The organism is Cellulomonas fimi (genome assembly GCF_012952065.1).
GTDB lineage: Bacteria > Actinomycetota > Actinomycetes > Actinomycetales > Cellulomonadaceae > Pengzhenrongella > Pengzhenrongella fimi_A.
The window spans coordinates 119,256-132,950 of the sequence record NZ_JABCJJ010000002.1; the positions used below are offsets into that span (position 1 = coordinate 119,256).

10 protein-coding genes, 1 tRNA gene and 1 pseudogene are annotated in these 13,695 nt (G+C 73.6%); 7 read left to right on the forward strand and 5 right to left on the reverse strand.

Translation table 11 applies throughout. The annotated features are described in order from the left end of the window. Window positions 1-40 precede the first annotated feature (40 nt). Window positions 41-997: an NAD(+) diphosphatase gene (nudC, locus tag HIR71_RS02055; RefSeq protein WP_169322950.1), complete on the forward strand. Its 957-nt coding sequence runs from the start codon at window positions 41-43 to the stop codon at window positions 995-997. Window positions 998-1,023: 26 nt separating this feature from the next. Here the strand turns inward: nudC and HIR71_RS02060 are convergent, their stop codons facing one another. Next, window positions 1,024-1,302: a mycoredoxin gene (locus tag HIR71_RS02060; protein ID WP_169322952.1), complete on the reverse strand. Its 279-nt coding sequence runs from the start codon at window positions 1,300-1,302 to the stop codon at window positions 1,024-1,026. 125 nt (window positions 1,303-1,427) lie between these two features. On the opposite strand from HIR71_RS02060, the gene HIR71_RS02065 reads away from it, so the two are divergent. Both HIR71_RS02065 and HIR71_RS02070 read left to right on the forward strand, forming a co-directional pair. Continuing rightward, window positions 1,428-3,419, forward strand: coding sequence for an ATP-dependent helicase (locus HIR71_RS02065; RefSeq protein WP_169322954.1), 1,992 nt, complete (start codon window positions 1,428-1,430; stop codon window positions 3,417-3,419). Window positions 3,420-3,926: 507 nt separating this feature from the next. Then, window positions 3,927-4,286: a WhiB family transcriptional regulator gene (locus HIR71_RS02070; protein ID WP_311836027.1), complete on the forward strand. Its 360-nt coding sequence runs from the start codon at window positions 3,927-3,929 to the stop codon at window positions 4,284-4,286. Window positions 4,287-4,302: 16 nt separating this feature from the next. Here HIR71_RS02070 and HIR71_RS02075 read toward each other — a convergent pair whose 3' ends face one another. Together HIR71_RS02075 and HIR71_RS02080 are read right to left on the reverse strand one after the other, a co-directional pair. Beyond that, entirely contained in the window at window positions 4,303-5,343 is a 1,041-nt protein-coding gene (locus tag HIR71_RS02075; protein ID WP_169322956.1) for a ThiF family adenylyltransferase, read from the reverse strand. Window positions 5,344-5,552: 209 nt separating this feature from the next. Continuing rightward, window positions 5,553-5,711 (reverse strand): DUF5679 domain-containing protein, encoded by a 159-nt coding sequence (locus HIR71_RS02080; RefSeq protein ID WP_169322958.1) that lies wholly within the window; start codon window positions 5,709-5,711, stop codon window positions 5,553-5,555. Window positions 5,712-5,958: 247 nt separating this feature from the next. Between HIR71_RS02080 and HIR71_RS02085 the strand changes: the two are divergent. Further along, window positions 5,959-6,561, forward strand: a pseudogene (locus tag HIR71_RS02085) (M48 metallopeptidase family protein); the annotation flags it as partial. Between the two features lie 255 nt (window positions 6,562-6,816). Here the strand turns inward: HIR71_RS02085 and HIR71_RS02090 are convergent. Beyond that, window positions 6,817-8,361, reverse strand: coding sequence for a zinc-dependent metalloprotease (locus HIR71_RS02090; RefSeq protein WP_169322960.1), 1,545 nt, complete (start codon window positions 8,359-8,361; stop codon window positions 6,817-6,819). Between the two features lie 192 nt (window positions 8,362-8,553). Between HIR71_RS02090 and HIR71_RS02095 the strand changes: the two genes are divergently transcribed. Further along, entirely contained in the window at window positions 8,554-9,720 is a 1,167-nt protein-coding gene (locus tag HIR71_RS02095) for a YlbL family protein (RefSeq protein WP_311836028.1), read from the forward strand. Between the two features lie 23 nt (window positions 9,721-9,743). Here HIR71_RS02095 and HIR71_RS02100 read toward each other — a convergent pair whose 3' ends face one another. Continuing rightward, the gene (locus HIR71_RS02100) at window positions 9,744-10,337 is read right to left on the reverse strand and encodes a PPA1309 family protein (RefSeq protein WP_211373673.1); all 594 of its coding nucleotides are present in this window, start codon (window positions 10,335-10,337) and stop codon (window positions 9,744-9,746) included. 155 nt (window positions 10,338-10,492) lie between these two features. Here HIR71_RS02100 and HIR71_RS02105 point away from each other — a divergent pair, with 155 nt between their 5' ends. Both HIR71_RS02105 and HIR71_RS02110 read left to right on the forward strand, forming a co-directional pair. Continuing rightward, window positions 10,493-13,492: a UPF0182 family membrane protein gene (locus HIR71_RS02105; RefSeq protein WP_169322964.1), complete on the forward strand. Its 3,000-nt coding sequence runs from the start codon at window positions 10,493-10,495 to the stop codon at window positions 13,490-13,492. Window positions 13,493-13,565: 73 nt separating this feature from the next. Next, a tRNA-Met gene (locus HIR71_RS02110) sits at window positions 13,566-13,639 on the forward strand. Window positions 13,640-13,695 lie beyond the last annotated feature (56 nt).

The window sequence follows — 13,695 nt, forward strand, 5'->3', positions numbered from 1 at the left end:
CCGCTCCGGGCGTGTCCGCACGCCCGCGTACGGTTGCCGCGTGGACTGGACCGACCTGCCCCTCGCGCGCGCGACCGTCGACCGTGCCGCGGAGCGCCGGACGGAACCCGATCTGGTCCAACGGCTGCTCGCCGAGGACGGCACTCGCGTCCTGCTCGTCCACCGCGGCCTCGTGGCGACCACGACCCAGGGCGACGCCGTCGCGCTCGAGCTGTTCGCGCCGTCGGCGGTCGGCCACGCGACCGGACCCGGGCGGGACTGGCTGTTCCTCGGGACGGACGGGCCGACGTCGTACCTCGGCCTCGTCCTCGCCGACCTCGGCACGCAGGCGAGCGACGCGGAGGGCTTCGTGGTCGAACCGGGGCCGGACCTCGTGCCGGGCCGCGAGTGGTCGCACCTGCGGACGGTCGGTGCCAGGCTCACGGCGCGCGACGCGGGGCTCGCGACGACGGCCGTGGCGCTCGCCTCCTGGCACACGACGCACCAGCGCTGCCCGCGCTGCGGGTCGGTCACGGAGCCGGTGCAGGGCGGCTGGGTGCGACGCTGCCCGGTCGACGCGTCGGACCACTACCCGCGGACGGACCCCGCGGTGATCATGGCGGTGGTCGACGACGCCGACCGGATCCTCCTCGGTCACGCCGGCCACTGGCCCGAGCGGCGGTTCTCCACGCTGGCGGGGTACGTCGAGCCGGGCGAGCCCCTCGAGCACGCGGTCCGGCGGGAGGTCGCGGAGGAGGTCGGCGTCACGGTCGGCGCCGTGAGCTACCGCGGCAGCCAGCCGTGGCCGTTCCCGGCGTCACTCATGCTGGCGTTCCGCGCGGTCGCGCTCACGAGCGCGATCACGGTCGACGGCACGGAGATCACCGAGGCCCGCTGGTTCACGCGCGCCGAGCTCGGGGCGGCGGCGAGCAGCGGCGAGGTGCTGCTGCCGATGCGGGCGTCGATCGCGCGCGCGCTCGTGGAGGAGTGGTTCGGGGGAGAGCTCCCAGGCGACTGACCGACGCCGGTCTGGTCAGCCGCTCGTCAGCTCCCTGACGCCGCGAGGCGGTCCTTCACGTCGGCGAGCGACGGGTTGGTGGCGGCCGAGCCGTCCGGGAACACGAGCGTCGGGACCGTCTGGTTGCCGCCGTTGACCTGCTCCACGAACGACGCCGCGTCCGGGTGCTCCTCGATGTTGACCTCGGTGTAGCCGATCCCCGCCGAGTCGAGCTGGGTCTTGAGCCGCCGGCAGTAGCCGCACCACGTGGTCGAGTACATCGTCACGGTGCCCGCGTCGGGGGTCTGCGTCGTCTGCGTCGTCATGGGTCCTCGTTCGCGTGGGTGGCTGGCTCGTCGCCAGAAGTGTGCGTCGTCAACAACCACGCCGCCGCGCGAACCCTTCCCGGGGCCGGTCCCGGTTGTCGGTGGGGGCTGGGAGAATCGTCCCGATGTCTGCCGACCAGATCCTCGACGCGCTCGACCCCGACCAGCGGGAGGTCGCCCAGGCGCTGACCGGGCCGGTCTGCGTGCTCGCGGGCGCGGGCACGGGCAAGACGCGGGCCATCACGCACCGGATCGCGTACGGCGTCAGCACCGGCGTCTACCGGCCGACGTCGGTGCTCGCGGTGACGTTCACTGCACGAGCCGCGGGGGAGATGCGCACCCGGCTGCGCGAGCTCGGCGTCGGCGGCGTGCAGGCCCGGACCTTCCACGCGGCGGCCCTGCGCCAGCTGGGCTTCTTCTGGCCCAAGGTCGTCGGCGGGGCGCCGCCACGCATCCTCGAGCACAAGGCGCCGCTGATCGCCGACGCCGCGTCCCGGCTCGCGCTGTCGGTCGACCGGGTGGCGGTGCGGGACCTCGCGAGCGAGGTCGAGTGGGCCAAGGTCTCGCTCGTCCCGGCCGACGACTACGTGCGCGCGACGTCCGCCGTCGACCGCCCCGCGCCCGCGGGCTACGACCGCCAGACGGTCGCGCGGCTCATCTCGGCGTACGAGGACGCGAAGACCGAGCGCGGCGTCATCGACTTCGAGGACGTGCTCCTCCTGCTGGCCTCGATGCTCGAGAGCCGGCGCGACGTCGCGGAGGAGGTGCGCGGCCAGTACCGGCACTTCGTCGTCGACGAGTACCAGGACGTCTCCCCGCTCCAGCAGTTCCTGCTCGAGCAGTGGCTGGGCGGACGCGAGGAGCTGTGCGTCGTCGGCGACCCCAGCCAGACGATCTACTCCTTCACGGGCGCGACGCCGTACCACCTGATGTCGTTCGCCGCGGCGCACCCGGGCGCGCAGGTCGTGCGGCTGGTCCGTGACTACCGGTCGACGCCGCAGGTCGTCGGGCTCGCGAACCGCCTGATCGCGCAGCGCGGCCGGCGTGGCGCGCACGCGCTCGAGCTCGTCGCGCAGCGGCCCGCGGGGCCACCGGTCACGTTCACCGCGTACGACGACGACGAGGCGGAGGCCGCGGGCATCGCGGCCCGGATCGGTCGGCTCGTCGCGGCCGGGACGCGCCCGAGCGAGATCGCCGTCCTGTACCGGACGAACGCCCAGTCCGAGGCGTTCGAGCAGGCGCTCACGACCGCGGGCACCGGCTACCTCGTCCGGGGAGGCGAGCGGTTCTTCGCGCGCCGCGAGGTGCGCGAGGCCCTGGTGCTGCTGCGGGGAGCGGGTCGGGCGGCGGACGCCGAGACCCCGATGCCGCAGGTGGTCCGAGACGTGCTCCTGTCGGTCGGCTGGGCCGAGCAGGCGCCGGCCGCACGGGGCGCGGCGCGGGAGCGGTGGGAGTCGCTGCAGGCGCTTGTCGCGCTCGCGGACGACCTCGCGGCGCGGCACCAGGCCGGCCTCGCCGACCTGATCGCCGAGCTCGACGAGCGTGCGGCCGCCCAGCACGCACCGACCGTCGAGGGCGTGACCCTCGCCTCGCTCCACGCGGCCAAGGGGCTCGAGTGGGACGCGGTGTTCCTCGCCGGCATGAGCGAGGGGCTGATGCCGATCTCGCTCGCCGAGACGGAGGAGGCGGTGAACGAGGAGCGCCGGCTGCTGTACGTCGGGATCACGCGCGCCCGCGAGCACCTGGAGCTGTCGTACGGACGCGCGCGCAACCCCGGCGGCAGGGCCTCGCGGCGCCGGACGAGGTTCCTCGACGGGCTCTGGCCCGACGACGGCGGGCGGTCGGCGCACGCACGGGGTGGACGGCGGTCCACCGGACCTGCGCTCTCGGGCGCCTTCGACCAGCAGCTCTTCGAGCGTCTGCGGGACTGGCGTGCGGCGGTGGCGAGGGAGACGGACAAGCCTGCGTTCACGGTCCTGTCCGACCCCACCCTCGCGGCGATCGCCGAACTGCGGCCGTCGTCGATCGCGCAGCTCGCCCAGATCCGGGGCATCGGGCCGGTGAAGCTCGACCGGTTCGGCCAGAGCATCCTGGCCCTGGTCGCCGGCGGTCCGTGACCCGAGTACCGGCTGCGGTAGGAGCGCCGCGTGAACTCCGGGAAAACTCGCGGATTTAATGCGTTGTGCTGCGCTCGGCGGCTCCCCTACGTTTGATCCCGTCCTTGTCGGAGGTTGCGCCGAGAGGCGTGGGCCTGGCTCGAGAGGGGGTGGAGCATCGTGATGAACCTGAACTGGACGGCGACCCCGGCGGATGCCGCGTGCCGAGCTCTGCGTTCCCTCGTGCCCACCACGGCTCGACTCCGGGGCGAAGCTCTGCACGGTGACACCCCCACGGTCGGCGATCGCCTCAGCGGTTTCCGCACGTCCGGTATCGGCGTCTCCGCCCTCGACTCCCCGCCAGGGATCCTGATGGTCTGACCAGACCACACCCCCAGGCCGCGGAGTCCCACTCGGAACCCGCGGCCTTCATCTTTGTCCTCCAGATCCCTGGGGCGGAGCAGCAGCCGCGGAACGCGTCCCGCGACGCACCAGCTCATCGCACCAGCAAGGACACAGGAGGACATCGTGCGGCTGACCACGCTGCTCGACACGGTGAACCAGGGCGGATCCGGACCCTGGCCCCCCACCGCGGCGGTCGACGTCACGGCTGACCGCCGGCAGTTCGACCGGATGGTGGCCGGGCTGATCCCGTGCCGCTCGAACGACCCCGAGCTCTGGTTCGCCGAGCAGACGGCGCAGGTGGAGCTCGCCAAGGCGATGTGCCGCGAGTGCCCGCTCCGGACCGGGTGCCTCGAAGGCGCCGTCGAGCGGCAGGAGCCGTGGGGCGTCTGGGGCGGTGAGGTCTTCGTCGAGGGCCGGATCGTCGCCATCAAGAGGGGCCGGGGCCGACCGCGCAAGGAGGCGTCCGCGACCCCGGCCGCGTGACGGGGCCACGGCGGCGTCAGGCCGAGGCGAGGGCCGCGGGGAGGTCGGTGCAGCCGCACGACGGGTGGACGCTCCAGGTCCGCACCTCGGGCACCGCGGCCGGCAGGGCGATCTCGAGCGCAGCGCCGACGGTCCGCGGCCCCGTGCCGTCCAGCTCGGCGAGCACCTGACCGGCGGCGAGCGCGCCGCCGATCGCCGCGAGGACCGACTCCTCGGCCGCGCCGCGCGTCCGCGACGACGAGGCGAGCTGGGCCGCGACCGCAGGCCAGCGCTCGTCCTGATCGGTCCGGCTCAGGTCCAGGCACCGCAGGCAGGGCGACGACCCCGGCCGCACGAGCGGACCGACCAGCACGTCGGCCTCGCGCACGACGACCGACAGGTGCACCACGCCTGCGGACATGAGCGCACGCGACCGCACCGCATCCGCGGCACCGTGCTCCACGAGCACCATCACGTCGGGCGGCACCCCCGGCCGTGCGGTCGTCCGGACGTCGGGTGCGACGTCGCGCAGGATGCGGGCGGCCGCCATGCGCCGGGGCGAGCCGACGTCCCGGGCGGTGTAGCCCCCGACGCCGAGGTCGCCGGCGGCGACGTCCCCGTCGTCCTCGAGGAGCAGCGTGCCTGTCCCTGCCGCGGCCAGCGTCACGGCGGTGCTCAGGCCGAGCCGGCCGAGGCCGAGCAGACCGACGACCCGCGCGCTGCGTCCGTCGACCAGCGCCGCTCCCGACCCGTCGGCCAGCAGCCGGCTCCAGGTCGCGACGTCCGGGGCTGCCGACGCGGCGAGGGGGCGAGCCGCGGGCCGGGCCGCGCCGTCGGGCGTCGTCAGCTGGGCATGCACGAGGAGTGCGACGAGCTCCTCGACCCGGGCGGGTGGGATGCCGGCGGCGCGCGCCCGGGTCACGAGGGCGCGGTCGGTGCTCCCGTCGTCGAGCGAGGTGAGCAGGTCGACCTCAGCCGGCTCGAGACCCTGGATGCGGATGGCCCAGCGCGGGTCGGTGCCGACCTGGACCTCGTCCGGGCCTCGCCAGAGCACCCGCAGCCCTGTCCGCAGTCGCATCCCGCCCCCCTCCTGGTGCGTCGCGCGGCACCAGACGTGCCGCGCGTCGTCGCCCACCCTGGCACCAACCGGCCCCTGGAGGTCCGTCGTCCACAGGGGAGATGACCCAGGGAGGCGACGCAGGAAAAGACGACGCAGGAAAAGACACAGGGGCGGCCCGCCGCGTCAGCTGACTGACGCGCGGGCCGCCCCTGGCGGTGCGTGCTGGCTCAGGCCTTGCCGAGGATCCGGTTCAGCTTGGTGCCGCAGACCGGGCAGATGCCCTTGGCCATCTTGCGGCCCGACTCCGAGACGACGACGTCGCCCTCCGTCGTGCGCTTCTCCTTGCACTTCACGCAGTAGAACTCGCCCTGGTACTTCTCGGCCATGACCTGTCTCCGTTCGGATGTCTGTGTCTCGCCCGCCGCGGGTTGGCGGGCCGGCGGCACGGAGGAGCGGCCACGGCCGCACGCTCCCGTGCACGGACACGATAGTGGCCGCACAGGTCCCTCGCCCCACCGCACACGGCGCGCCGTCGAGGCTGATCCTACGTTGCGAGCGTCGGCCCCCCAGAGGCAGGGAGGACAAACGGGTGACAACCGGACGCCAGGAGTCGCAAGACGCTAGCGTGCTGGGGTGCATCCGGACGATCCGCAGGGCCTGGTCGAGGTCCGCAGGAGCCGCAAACGCCTCCGCACCGTGACGGCGTACCGCGACGGTGAGCGGACCGTCGTGGCGATCCCGGCGCGATTCACCCGCGCCCAGGAGCGCGAGTGGGTGCTCCGGATGGTCAACCGGCTGGCCGACCAGGAGCGGCGTCGGCGTCCCTCCGACGAGGAGCTGGCGGCACGGGCGGCCACGTTGTCCGCCCGGTACCTCGGCGGACGGGCGACGCCCACGAGCGTCAGCTGGTCCGGCAACCAGGGTCGCCGCTGGGGATCGTGCACGCCGGTCGACGGCACGATCCGCATCTCGACGCGCGTGCGCGGCATGCCGCGCTGGGTGCTCGACTACGTCCTGCTCCACGAGCTCGCGCACCTGCTGCACGCGGGTCACGGCCCGGAGTTCTGGGCGGTTCTCGAGGGCTACCCGCGCACCGAGCGGGCGCGCGGATACCTCGAGGGGGTGTCGTTCGGCGAGGAGCGCGGACGCGACGTGAGCGCCGGGAGGGACCTCTCGCCCGCGGACGGACCCGCCGCCGACGACGTGGACGTGGCCGACGACGCGGACGTGGCCGACGACGTGGACGTGGCCGACGACGTGGACATGGTCGACGACGTGGACGTGGCCGACGACGTGGACGTCGACGAGGCCGACCGGTCCGCCGAGTCGGACGGCGTCACCGATGTCGCGATCACGGAGGACGCCGTGGCGTCGGCCGAGACCGGTCGCGTCGCGTCGGTCACCGGGAGGCGGCCCTCCTCGGCCACCGGTTCGCAGCCTGCCGGTGGCGTGGTCGGGCGCGCTCGGCGCGACTGACCGCGACCGACTGACTCAGCGGCTCTCACCGGCGGCGCCGTCGCCGTCCGCGCTGTCGCCGTCCGCGCCGGTGCCCGGATCCTCGTCGGACGGCTGCGGCGTCGCGTCGCCACCGGCCGCGCCGAAGATCTCGGCCAGCGCCCGGTCGACGTCCGCGTGCTCGTCGGCCGCTGCCGTCCGCCTGCCGGCGTAGCCCGACGGGTCGTCGAGGTCGTGCGCGGCCGGCAGCAGGTCCGGGTGGTCCCACACGGCGTCGCGCGCCTCCGTACCCGCGACGCGTGCGATCTCGGCCCAGAGCGAGGCGGCGTCACGAGAGCGCCGCGGTCGGAGCTCGAGACCGACGAGCGTCGCGAACGTCTGCTCCGCCGGACCCCCGGCCGCGCGGCGTCGGCGGATCATCTCGCGCAGCGCGACGGCGTGCGGCAGGTGCGGCTGGGTCGCGGCGGCCGCGACCTCGTCGACCCAGCCCTCGACGAGGGCGAGCGCCGTCTCGAGGCGGGCGAGGCTGGCCTGCTGCTCGGGTGTCGTCTGAGGGGCGAAGACTCCGCCCGACAGCGCGCCCTGGAGCGCGGTCGGGTCGGTCGGGTCGATCGACCGCACCGCCTCCTCGAGGCTCTCGACGTCGATCGAGATGCCGCGTGCATAGGCCTCGACGATGCCGAGGAGGTGCCCGCGCAACCAGGACACGTGCGTGAACAGCCGCGCGTGGGCCGCCTCGCGTACGGCCAGGAACAGGCGGACCTCGGGGAGGGGAGCGTCGAGGCCGGCCGCGAACGCCGCGACGTTCGCCGGGACGAGCACGGTCGCGGCGTGGTCGAGCAGCGGCAGGCCGATGTCGGTCGCGCCGAACACGTCGCGCGAGAGGGTCCCGGCAGCCTGACCGACCTGCATGCCGAAGACGGCGGAGCCGAGCTGGCGGACCAGCCGCGCCGGGTCGATGGCGCCCCCGGGCCCGCCGGGAGGTCCGGAGGAGCCGGGCAGGCCGGCAGCGCCGAGCCCGCTCAGCCCGCCCGTGCCGAGGAGACCTGTGCCGTCCCCCAGGCCCTCGGGGAGCTGATCGGTGAGGGCTGCGGCGAGCGCCTCGGACAGCGACGCCGCGACCGGCTCCGCGAGCACCCGCCACGTCGGCAGCGTGTGCTCGACCCACTCGGACCGGCTCCACGCCCGGGCGGGGCCGCCGGACGCGGGCAGGTCCGTGGCGGCGTCGAGCCAGTACTCGGCGACCTGCAGCGCCTCGGCCGCCTCGCGCACCTCGGCACGCGTGAGCGACGGGTCGCCCTCCATGACGGCGGCCTGGCGCGCGACGTCGTGCGCGACGTCCCAGTTGACCGGGCCCTGCCCCGACGCGGCCAGCATGCGCTGCACCTGGCCCAGCACCTGACCCAGCAGCTGCGGGTCGTCGGGCAGCCCCGCGGCAGCCGCCATCGCCGTCGGGTCCATGCCTCGCTCACGCAGCTCGCGCAGCGCCTCCTCGGCGTCGGCGCCGAACATCGAGCGCAGCAGCTCCTCCCACTGCGGCGAACCCTCGTCGCCGGGGCCGGTCGGGAGCTCGCTGGTCATGGTGACTCTCCTGGGACGAGGGAGGACGCGGGTGACCACGTTAACCACATCAAGGCGCGGTCAGCCGTCCCGTCGGACCGCGCTGAGCGTGCGGTTCGCTCAGGGCGCAGCACGTCTCGGGGGATGGCTCGGGGCGCAGCACGTCTCGGGGGATGGCTCAGGTCACAGCACGTCATGGGGGATGATCGTCGGGTGCGTGACGCGTCGACCGGCCCCGGCCCCCACCCCGACACCGGCGCGCCGGCCACCTCGTCGACCGGTTCGACCGGTTCGACCGACCCGACCGACACCCCGACGCTCCCGGTACCGCCGTCGCCGCGCTCGACGACGCTGAGCATCGCGGGTCTCGTGACGCTCGTCCTGCTCACGCTGCTCGTGTTCGTCCCGGTGCCGTACGCCATCGGGTCGCCCGGTCCGACGCGGGACACCTTGGGGGCGTACGACGGCGAGCCGCTGATCGAGGTCGACGGCGTCCCGACGTACGAGTCGACCGGTGAGCTGCGCATGACGACGGTGTCCTACGCGGGCGGTCCCGGGTATCCCGTGACGCTCCCGCTCGTGCTCCGGGGCTGGTTGTCCGGCGCACGCGTCGTCACGCCGGTCGAGTCCGTCTTCCCGCCCGACCGCAGCCAGGACGAGATCGACCAGCAGAACGAGGCTGAGATGGTCTCGTCGCAGGAGAACGCGACGGTGGCCGCGCTCGAGGAGCTCGGCTACGAGGTGCCGGCGGAGCTTCGGGTGGCCGGAGCGGTCGCCGGCACGGGCGCCGACGGGGTGGTCGAGGAGGGCGACGTGCTGCTGTCGCTCGAGGGCGAGCCGGTCGAGTCGTACACCGAGCTGGTCCGGACGCTCGCCAGGACCGAGCCCGGCACGACGGTCACGCTTGGCCTCGTGCGCGACGGCGAGCCGCTCGACGTCGACGTCGTCACAGGTGAGCGCGCTGGGGGTGGCAGCCAGCTCGGCGTGTTCATCGACCCGGTCTTCGACCTCCCGGTGGACGTGACGATCCAGATCGAGGACATCGGCGGGCCGAGCGCCGGGATGATGTTCGCGCTCGGGATCATCGACACGATGACGCCCGAGGACGAGCTCGACGGTGCGGTGATCGCCGGCACCGGGACCGTCGACGTGGACGGGAAGGTCGGGCCCATCGGGGGCATCCGCCAGAAGCTCTTCGGGGCGGTGCGCGACGGGGCCGACTGGTTCCTGGCTCCCGGGGCCAACTGCGACGAGGTGGTCGGCAACGTGCCGGACGACCTTCGCGTCGTGCGGGTCGAGACGCTGGGTGAGGCGCGCGCGGCCATGGAGGCCATCGGCGCGGGCGCGGGCGACGCGCTGCCGACGTGCGAGGCCCCCTGACCTCGCCGGCCCTCGGTCCGGCGTCAGGCCAGCGTCGCCCCGAGCGCCACGAGCAGCCCCGGGACGAGGTCGGGGCCCGTCGCGACGGCGTCGTCGGCGTCGTGCGCACGGGTGCGGATCGCCGACCAGGACTCCCCGGTCCGCAGGACCCCGACGGCGATCCGCACGTCCTGGCGGTCGGGGTGGCTCATGAGGTAGTCCAGCGCGGCGTCGGGCTCGGCCGGCATGCCCTCCTCGGCCGCGGGGGGCAGCACGACGCGCTCGACGGTGATCGCGGTCCCGTCGACGCTGGGCGGCCACGTGATCCCGCCCAGCAGCTCCTCGAGGTCGGCAACCTGAGGCAGACCCTCCTGCTCGATCGACGTGAGGTGCGTGTCGTCGGCCTGCGCCGCCGCCACGACCGCGGGCGCGAGCTGATCCGCCAGCTCGGGGGACGCCTCGAGGGCCTGCGCGGTGCGGACGAGCGCGAAGACGCGGACCGGGGCGTCCCAGCCCGCGGTGGCGACGTGCTGCTCGATCTCGACGACGGCGTCGGCCAGCGAGCGCTGCGCGCGGGGAATGGAGGACGGGGGCGCGGGGGAGCCGGCGGGCGTGGGCTCGGTGGGCTCGGTGCTCATGGGCGCCATCGTCGCATCCGGTGCGAGCCGATGTGGGAACCTGGGGGCATGCCGAGGCGTTCACCGGATGACACCGGCGGCCGCCGCACCGCATCCCCGTGCCGCCCGCGCCGCTCCGCCGACGCGCTCCACCGACGATTGAGGAACTTCACGCTGTGAGCTTCACCGGACCACCCCGACGCCCAGCCGCGCCCCCGCCCGCCCGCAAGAGACGGGGGGCGCTCGGCCCCACGGTCGTGGTGCTCGGTGCGCTGGTCGTCCTGCTGCTGATCCTGGCCCAGGTGTGGACCGAGGTCCTCTGGTTCGACCAGGTCGGCTACCTCGACGTGCTGCGGACCGAGTGGCTGACGCGGTCGCTGCTCTTCGCCGCGGGGTTCGTGGTCATGGCCGGAGCCGTCGCGGCGAGCCTCAACGTCGCGTACCGCTCGCGCCCGGTGTACGCGCCGTCGACCCAGGAGCAGGCGAACCTCGACCAGTACCGCGAGGCCGTCGAGCCGCTGCGCAAGCTCGTCATGGTCGCCGGTCCGGCCCTGCTCGGGCTCTTCGCCGGGACAGCGGCGTCGCAGCAGTGGACGACGATCCAGCTGTGGCTCAACTCCGTCGAGTTCGGTCGGACCGACCCGCAGTGGGGTCTGGACCTGTCGTTCTTCGTCTTCACGCTGCCGGGCCTGCGCTTCGTCGTGTCCTTCCTCATGGCCGTCGTCGTGCTCTCGGGGCTCGGCGCGATCGCGACGCACTACCTGTACGGCGGGCTGCGGCTCGGGGGGCAGGGACCGCGCACCACGCGTGCCGCGCGCGTCCAGCTCTCGGTGCTCGCGGCGGCGTTCCTGCTGCTCGTCGCGGCGAACTACTGGCTCGACCGCTACTCGCTGCTGACCAAGGCGGGCGAGAAGTTCGAGGGCGCGTCCTACGCCGACGTCAACGCCGTGATCCCGTCGAAGGGCATCCTCGCGGTCGTCGCGGTCCTCGTCGCCGCCCTCTTCCTGGTCACCGCGGTGCGCGGCAACTGGCGGATCCCCGCCATCGGCGTCGGCCTCATGGTCGTCTCCGCGGTGGCGATCGGCGGGATCTACCCGGCCGTGGTCCAGCGGTTCCAGGTCCAGCCGAACGCGCAGGAGCTCGAGGCCGACTTCATCCAGCGCAACATCGACGCGACGCTCACGGCGTTCGGGCTCGACGACGTCGAGGTCACGCCGTACTCGGCGAGCACCACGGCCTCGGCCGGGGCGCTGCGCCAGGACGCCGAGACCGCGGCCAGCATCCGCCTGCTCGACCCGGCGATCGTGAGCCCGTCGTTCCGGCAGCTGCAGCAGAACAAGCAGTACTACAACTTCGCGGACGCGCTCTCGGTCGACCGGTACGACATCGGCGGCGAGAGCCGCGACACCGTCATCGCCGTGCGTGAGCTCAACCTGGCCGGGCTCGGCCCGTCGGCGCGGAACTGGGTCAACGACCGCACCGTGTACACGCACGGGTACGGGGTCGTGGCGGCATTCGGCAACACCACGAGCTCGGACGGCCAGCCTGCGTACTTCGAGGGCGGCATCCCGTCCACAGGTGAGCTCAGCCCGTACCAGCCGCGCATCTACTTCGGCCAGAACTCGCCGTCGTACTCGATCGTCGGGGCGCCCGAGGGCGCGCCCGAGTGGGAGCTCGACTACCCGGACGACGAGTCCGGTGGGCAGGAGAACACCACGTTCCCCACCGACGAGATCCAGGCGGGCCCCAGCGTCGGCAACTACTGGAACAAGCTGCTCTACGCGCTGAAGTTCGGCGACGAGGAGCTGCTGTTCTCGGATCGCGTCACGACCGAGTCGCAGATCCTCTACGACCGCGACCCGCGTGACCGCGTCGAGAAGGTCGCCCCGTACCTGACCATCGACGGCCGCGTGTACCCCGCCGTCGTCGACGAGAAGGTCGTCTGGATGGTCGACGGCTACACGACCACGGACGCGTACCCCTACTCGAAGTCGGCGTCGCTCGACGACGTCACCGCGGACTCGCTGACCGAGCGCTCGACGACGGTGGCCCAGCTGGCGCCGCAGACCGCGAACTACATCCGCAACTCGGTCAAGGCGACCGTCGACGCGTACACCGGCGAGGTCACGCTCTACGCGTGGGACCCGGAGGACCCGCTGCTGCAGGCGTGGCAGAAGGTGTTCCCGGGCACGCTCGAGCCGATCTCGGAGATCAGCGGCGACCTGATGAGCCACATCCGGTACCCGGAGGACCTCTTCAAGGTGCAGCGTGAGCTGCTCTCGACCTACCACGTGCAGGACGCGGGCGACTTCTACACCAACCAGGACTTCTGGACGACGCCGAACGACCCGACCCAGAGCGGTTCCGTCAAGCAGCCGCCGTACTACCTGACGCTGCAGATGCCCGGCCAGGAGCAGCCGTCGTTCTCCCTGACCTCGGCGTACATCCCGGCCGGTGGGACGCGCGACGTGCTCACCGGGTTCCTCGCGGCGGACGCGGAGGCGGGGAACGAGGCGGGCAAGCCGGCCGAGGGGTACGGCAAGCTGCGGCTGCTCGAGCTGCCGCGGAACTCGACCGTCCCCGGTCCGGGCCAGGTGCAGAACAACTTCGACGCGGACCCGGACGTCTCGACGACCCTGAACTTGCTGGCCCAGGGGAACTCGAACGTGCTGAACGGGAACCTGCTGACCCTGCCCGTCGGCGGCGGGTTGCTGTACGTCCAGCCCGTGTACGTCCAGTCGTCGAGCGGCACGCAGATCCCGCTGCTCCAGAAGGTGCTCGTGGCCTTCGGCGACACGATCGGGTTCGCCGACACGCTCGGGGAGGCCCTCGACCAGGTGTTCGGCGGCGACTCCGGCGTCGAGGTGGGCGAGGAGACGACCGACACCGGCCCGATCGCCCCCGACGCCGACGGGCAGGCTCCGGGCACCGAGACGCCGACCCCGGCGCCGACGACGCCCACCCCGGCGCCGACGACGCCGGCCGACGGCGCGAGCCCGGACGCCGCGGCCGCACGGCAGCAGCTCGACGCCGCGCTCGCCGACGCGAACGCCGCGCTCCAGTCGGGCCAGACGGCGCTCGCCGCGGGCGACTTCGCTGCGTACGGCGAGGCGCAGACCCGGCTCCGGGAGGCCCTCGACCGGGCGATCGCGGCCGAGGCGGCGCTCGCGGAGTAGGCCGTGGTGCGGAGCCCGGACCGCCTGCCCGATTTGGAGAGGCGGTCCGGGTGACGTAGGGTGGAGACACCGACGCGGGGTGGAGCAGCTCGGTAGCTCGCTGGGCTCATAACCCAGAGGTCGCAGGTTCAAATCCTGCCCCCGCTACAAGTGAAGTACCAGGTCAGAGGCCCTTCCGATCGAGAGATCGGGAGGGCCTCTGG

Bases quoted from the DNA above. Each gene is read 5' to 3' on its own strand.
- HIR71_RS02065 (WP_169322954.1), top strand. From the start codon at position 1,428: ATGTCTGCCGACCAGATCCTCGACGCGCTCGACCCCGACCAGCGGGAG.
- HIR71_RS02075 (WP_169322956.1), bottom strand. From the start codon at position 5,343: ATGCGACTGCGGACAGGGCTGCGGGTGCTCTGGCGAGGCCCGGACGAG.
- HIR71_RS02080 (WP_169322958.1), bottom strand. From the start codon at position 5,711: ATGGCCGAGAAGTACCAGGGCGAGTTCTACTGCGTGAAGTGCAAGGAG.
- HIR71_RS02100 (WP_211373673.1), bottom strand. From the start codon at position 10,337: ATGAGCACCGAGCCCACCGAGCCCACGCCCGCCGGCTCCCCCGCGCCC.
- HIR71_RS02090 (WP_169322960.1), bottom strand. From the start codon at position 8,361: ATGACCAGCGAGCTCCCGACCGGCCCCGGCGACGAGGGTTCGCCGCAG.
- HIR71_RS02060 (WP_169322952.1), bottom strand. From the start codon at position 1,302: ATGACGACGCAGACGACGCAGACCCCCGACGCGGGCACCGTGACGATG.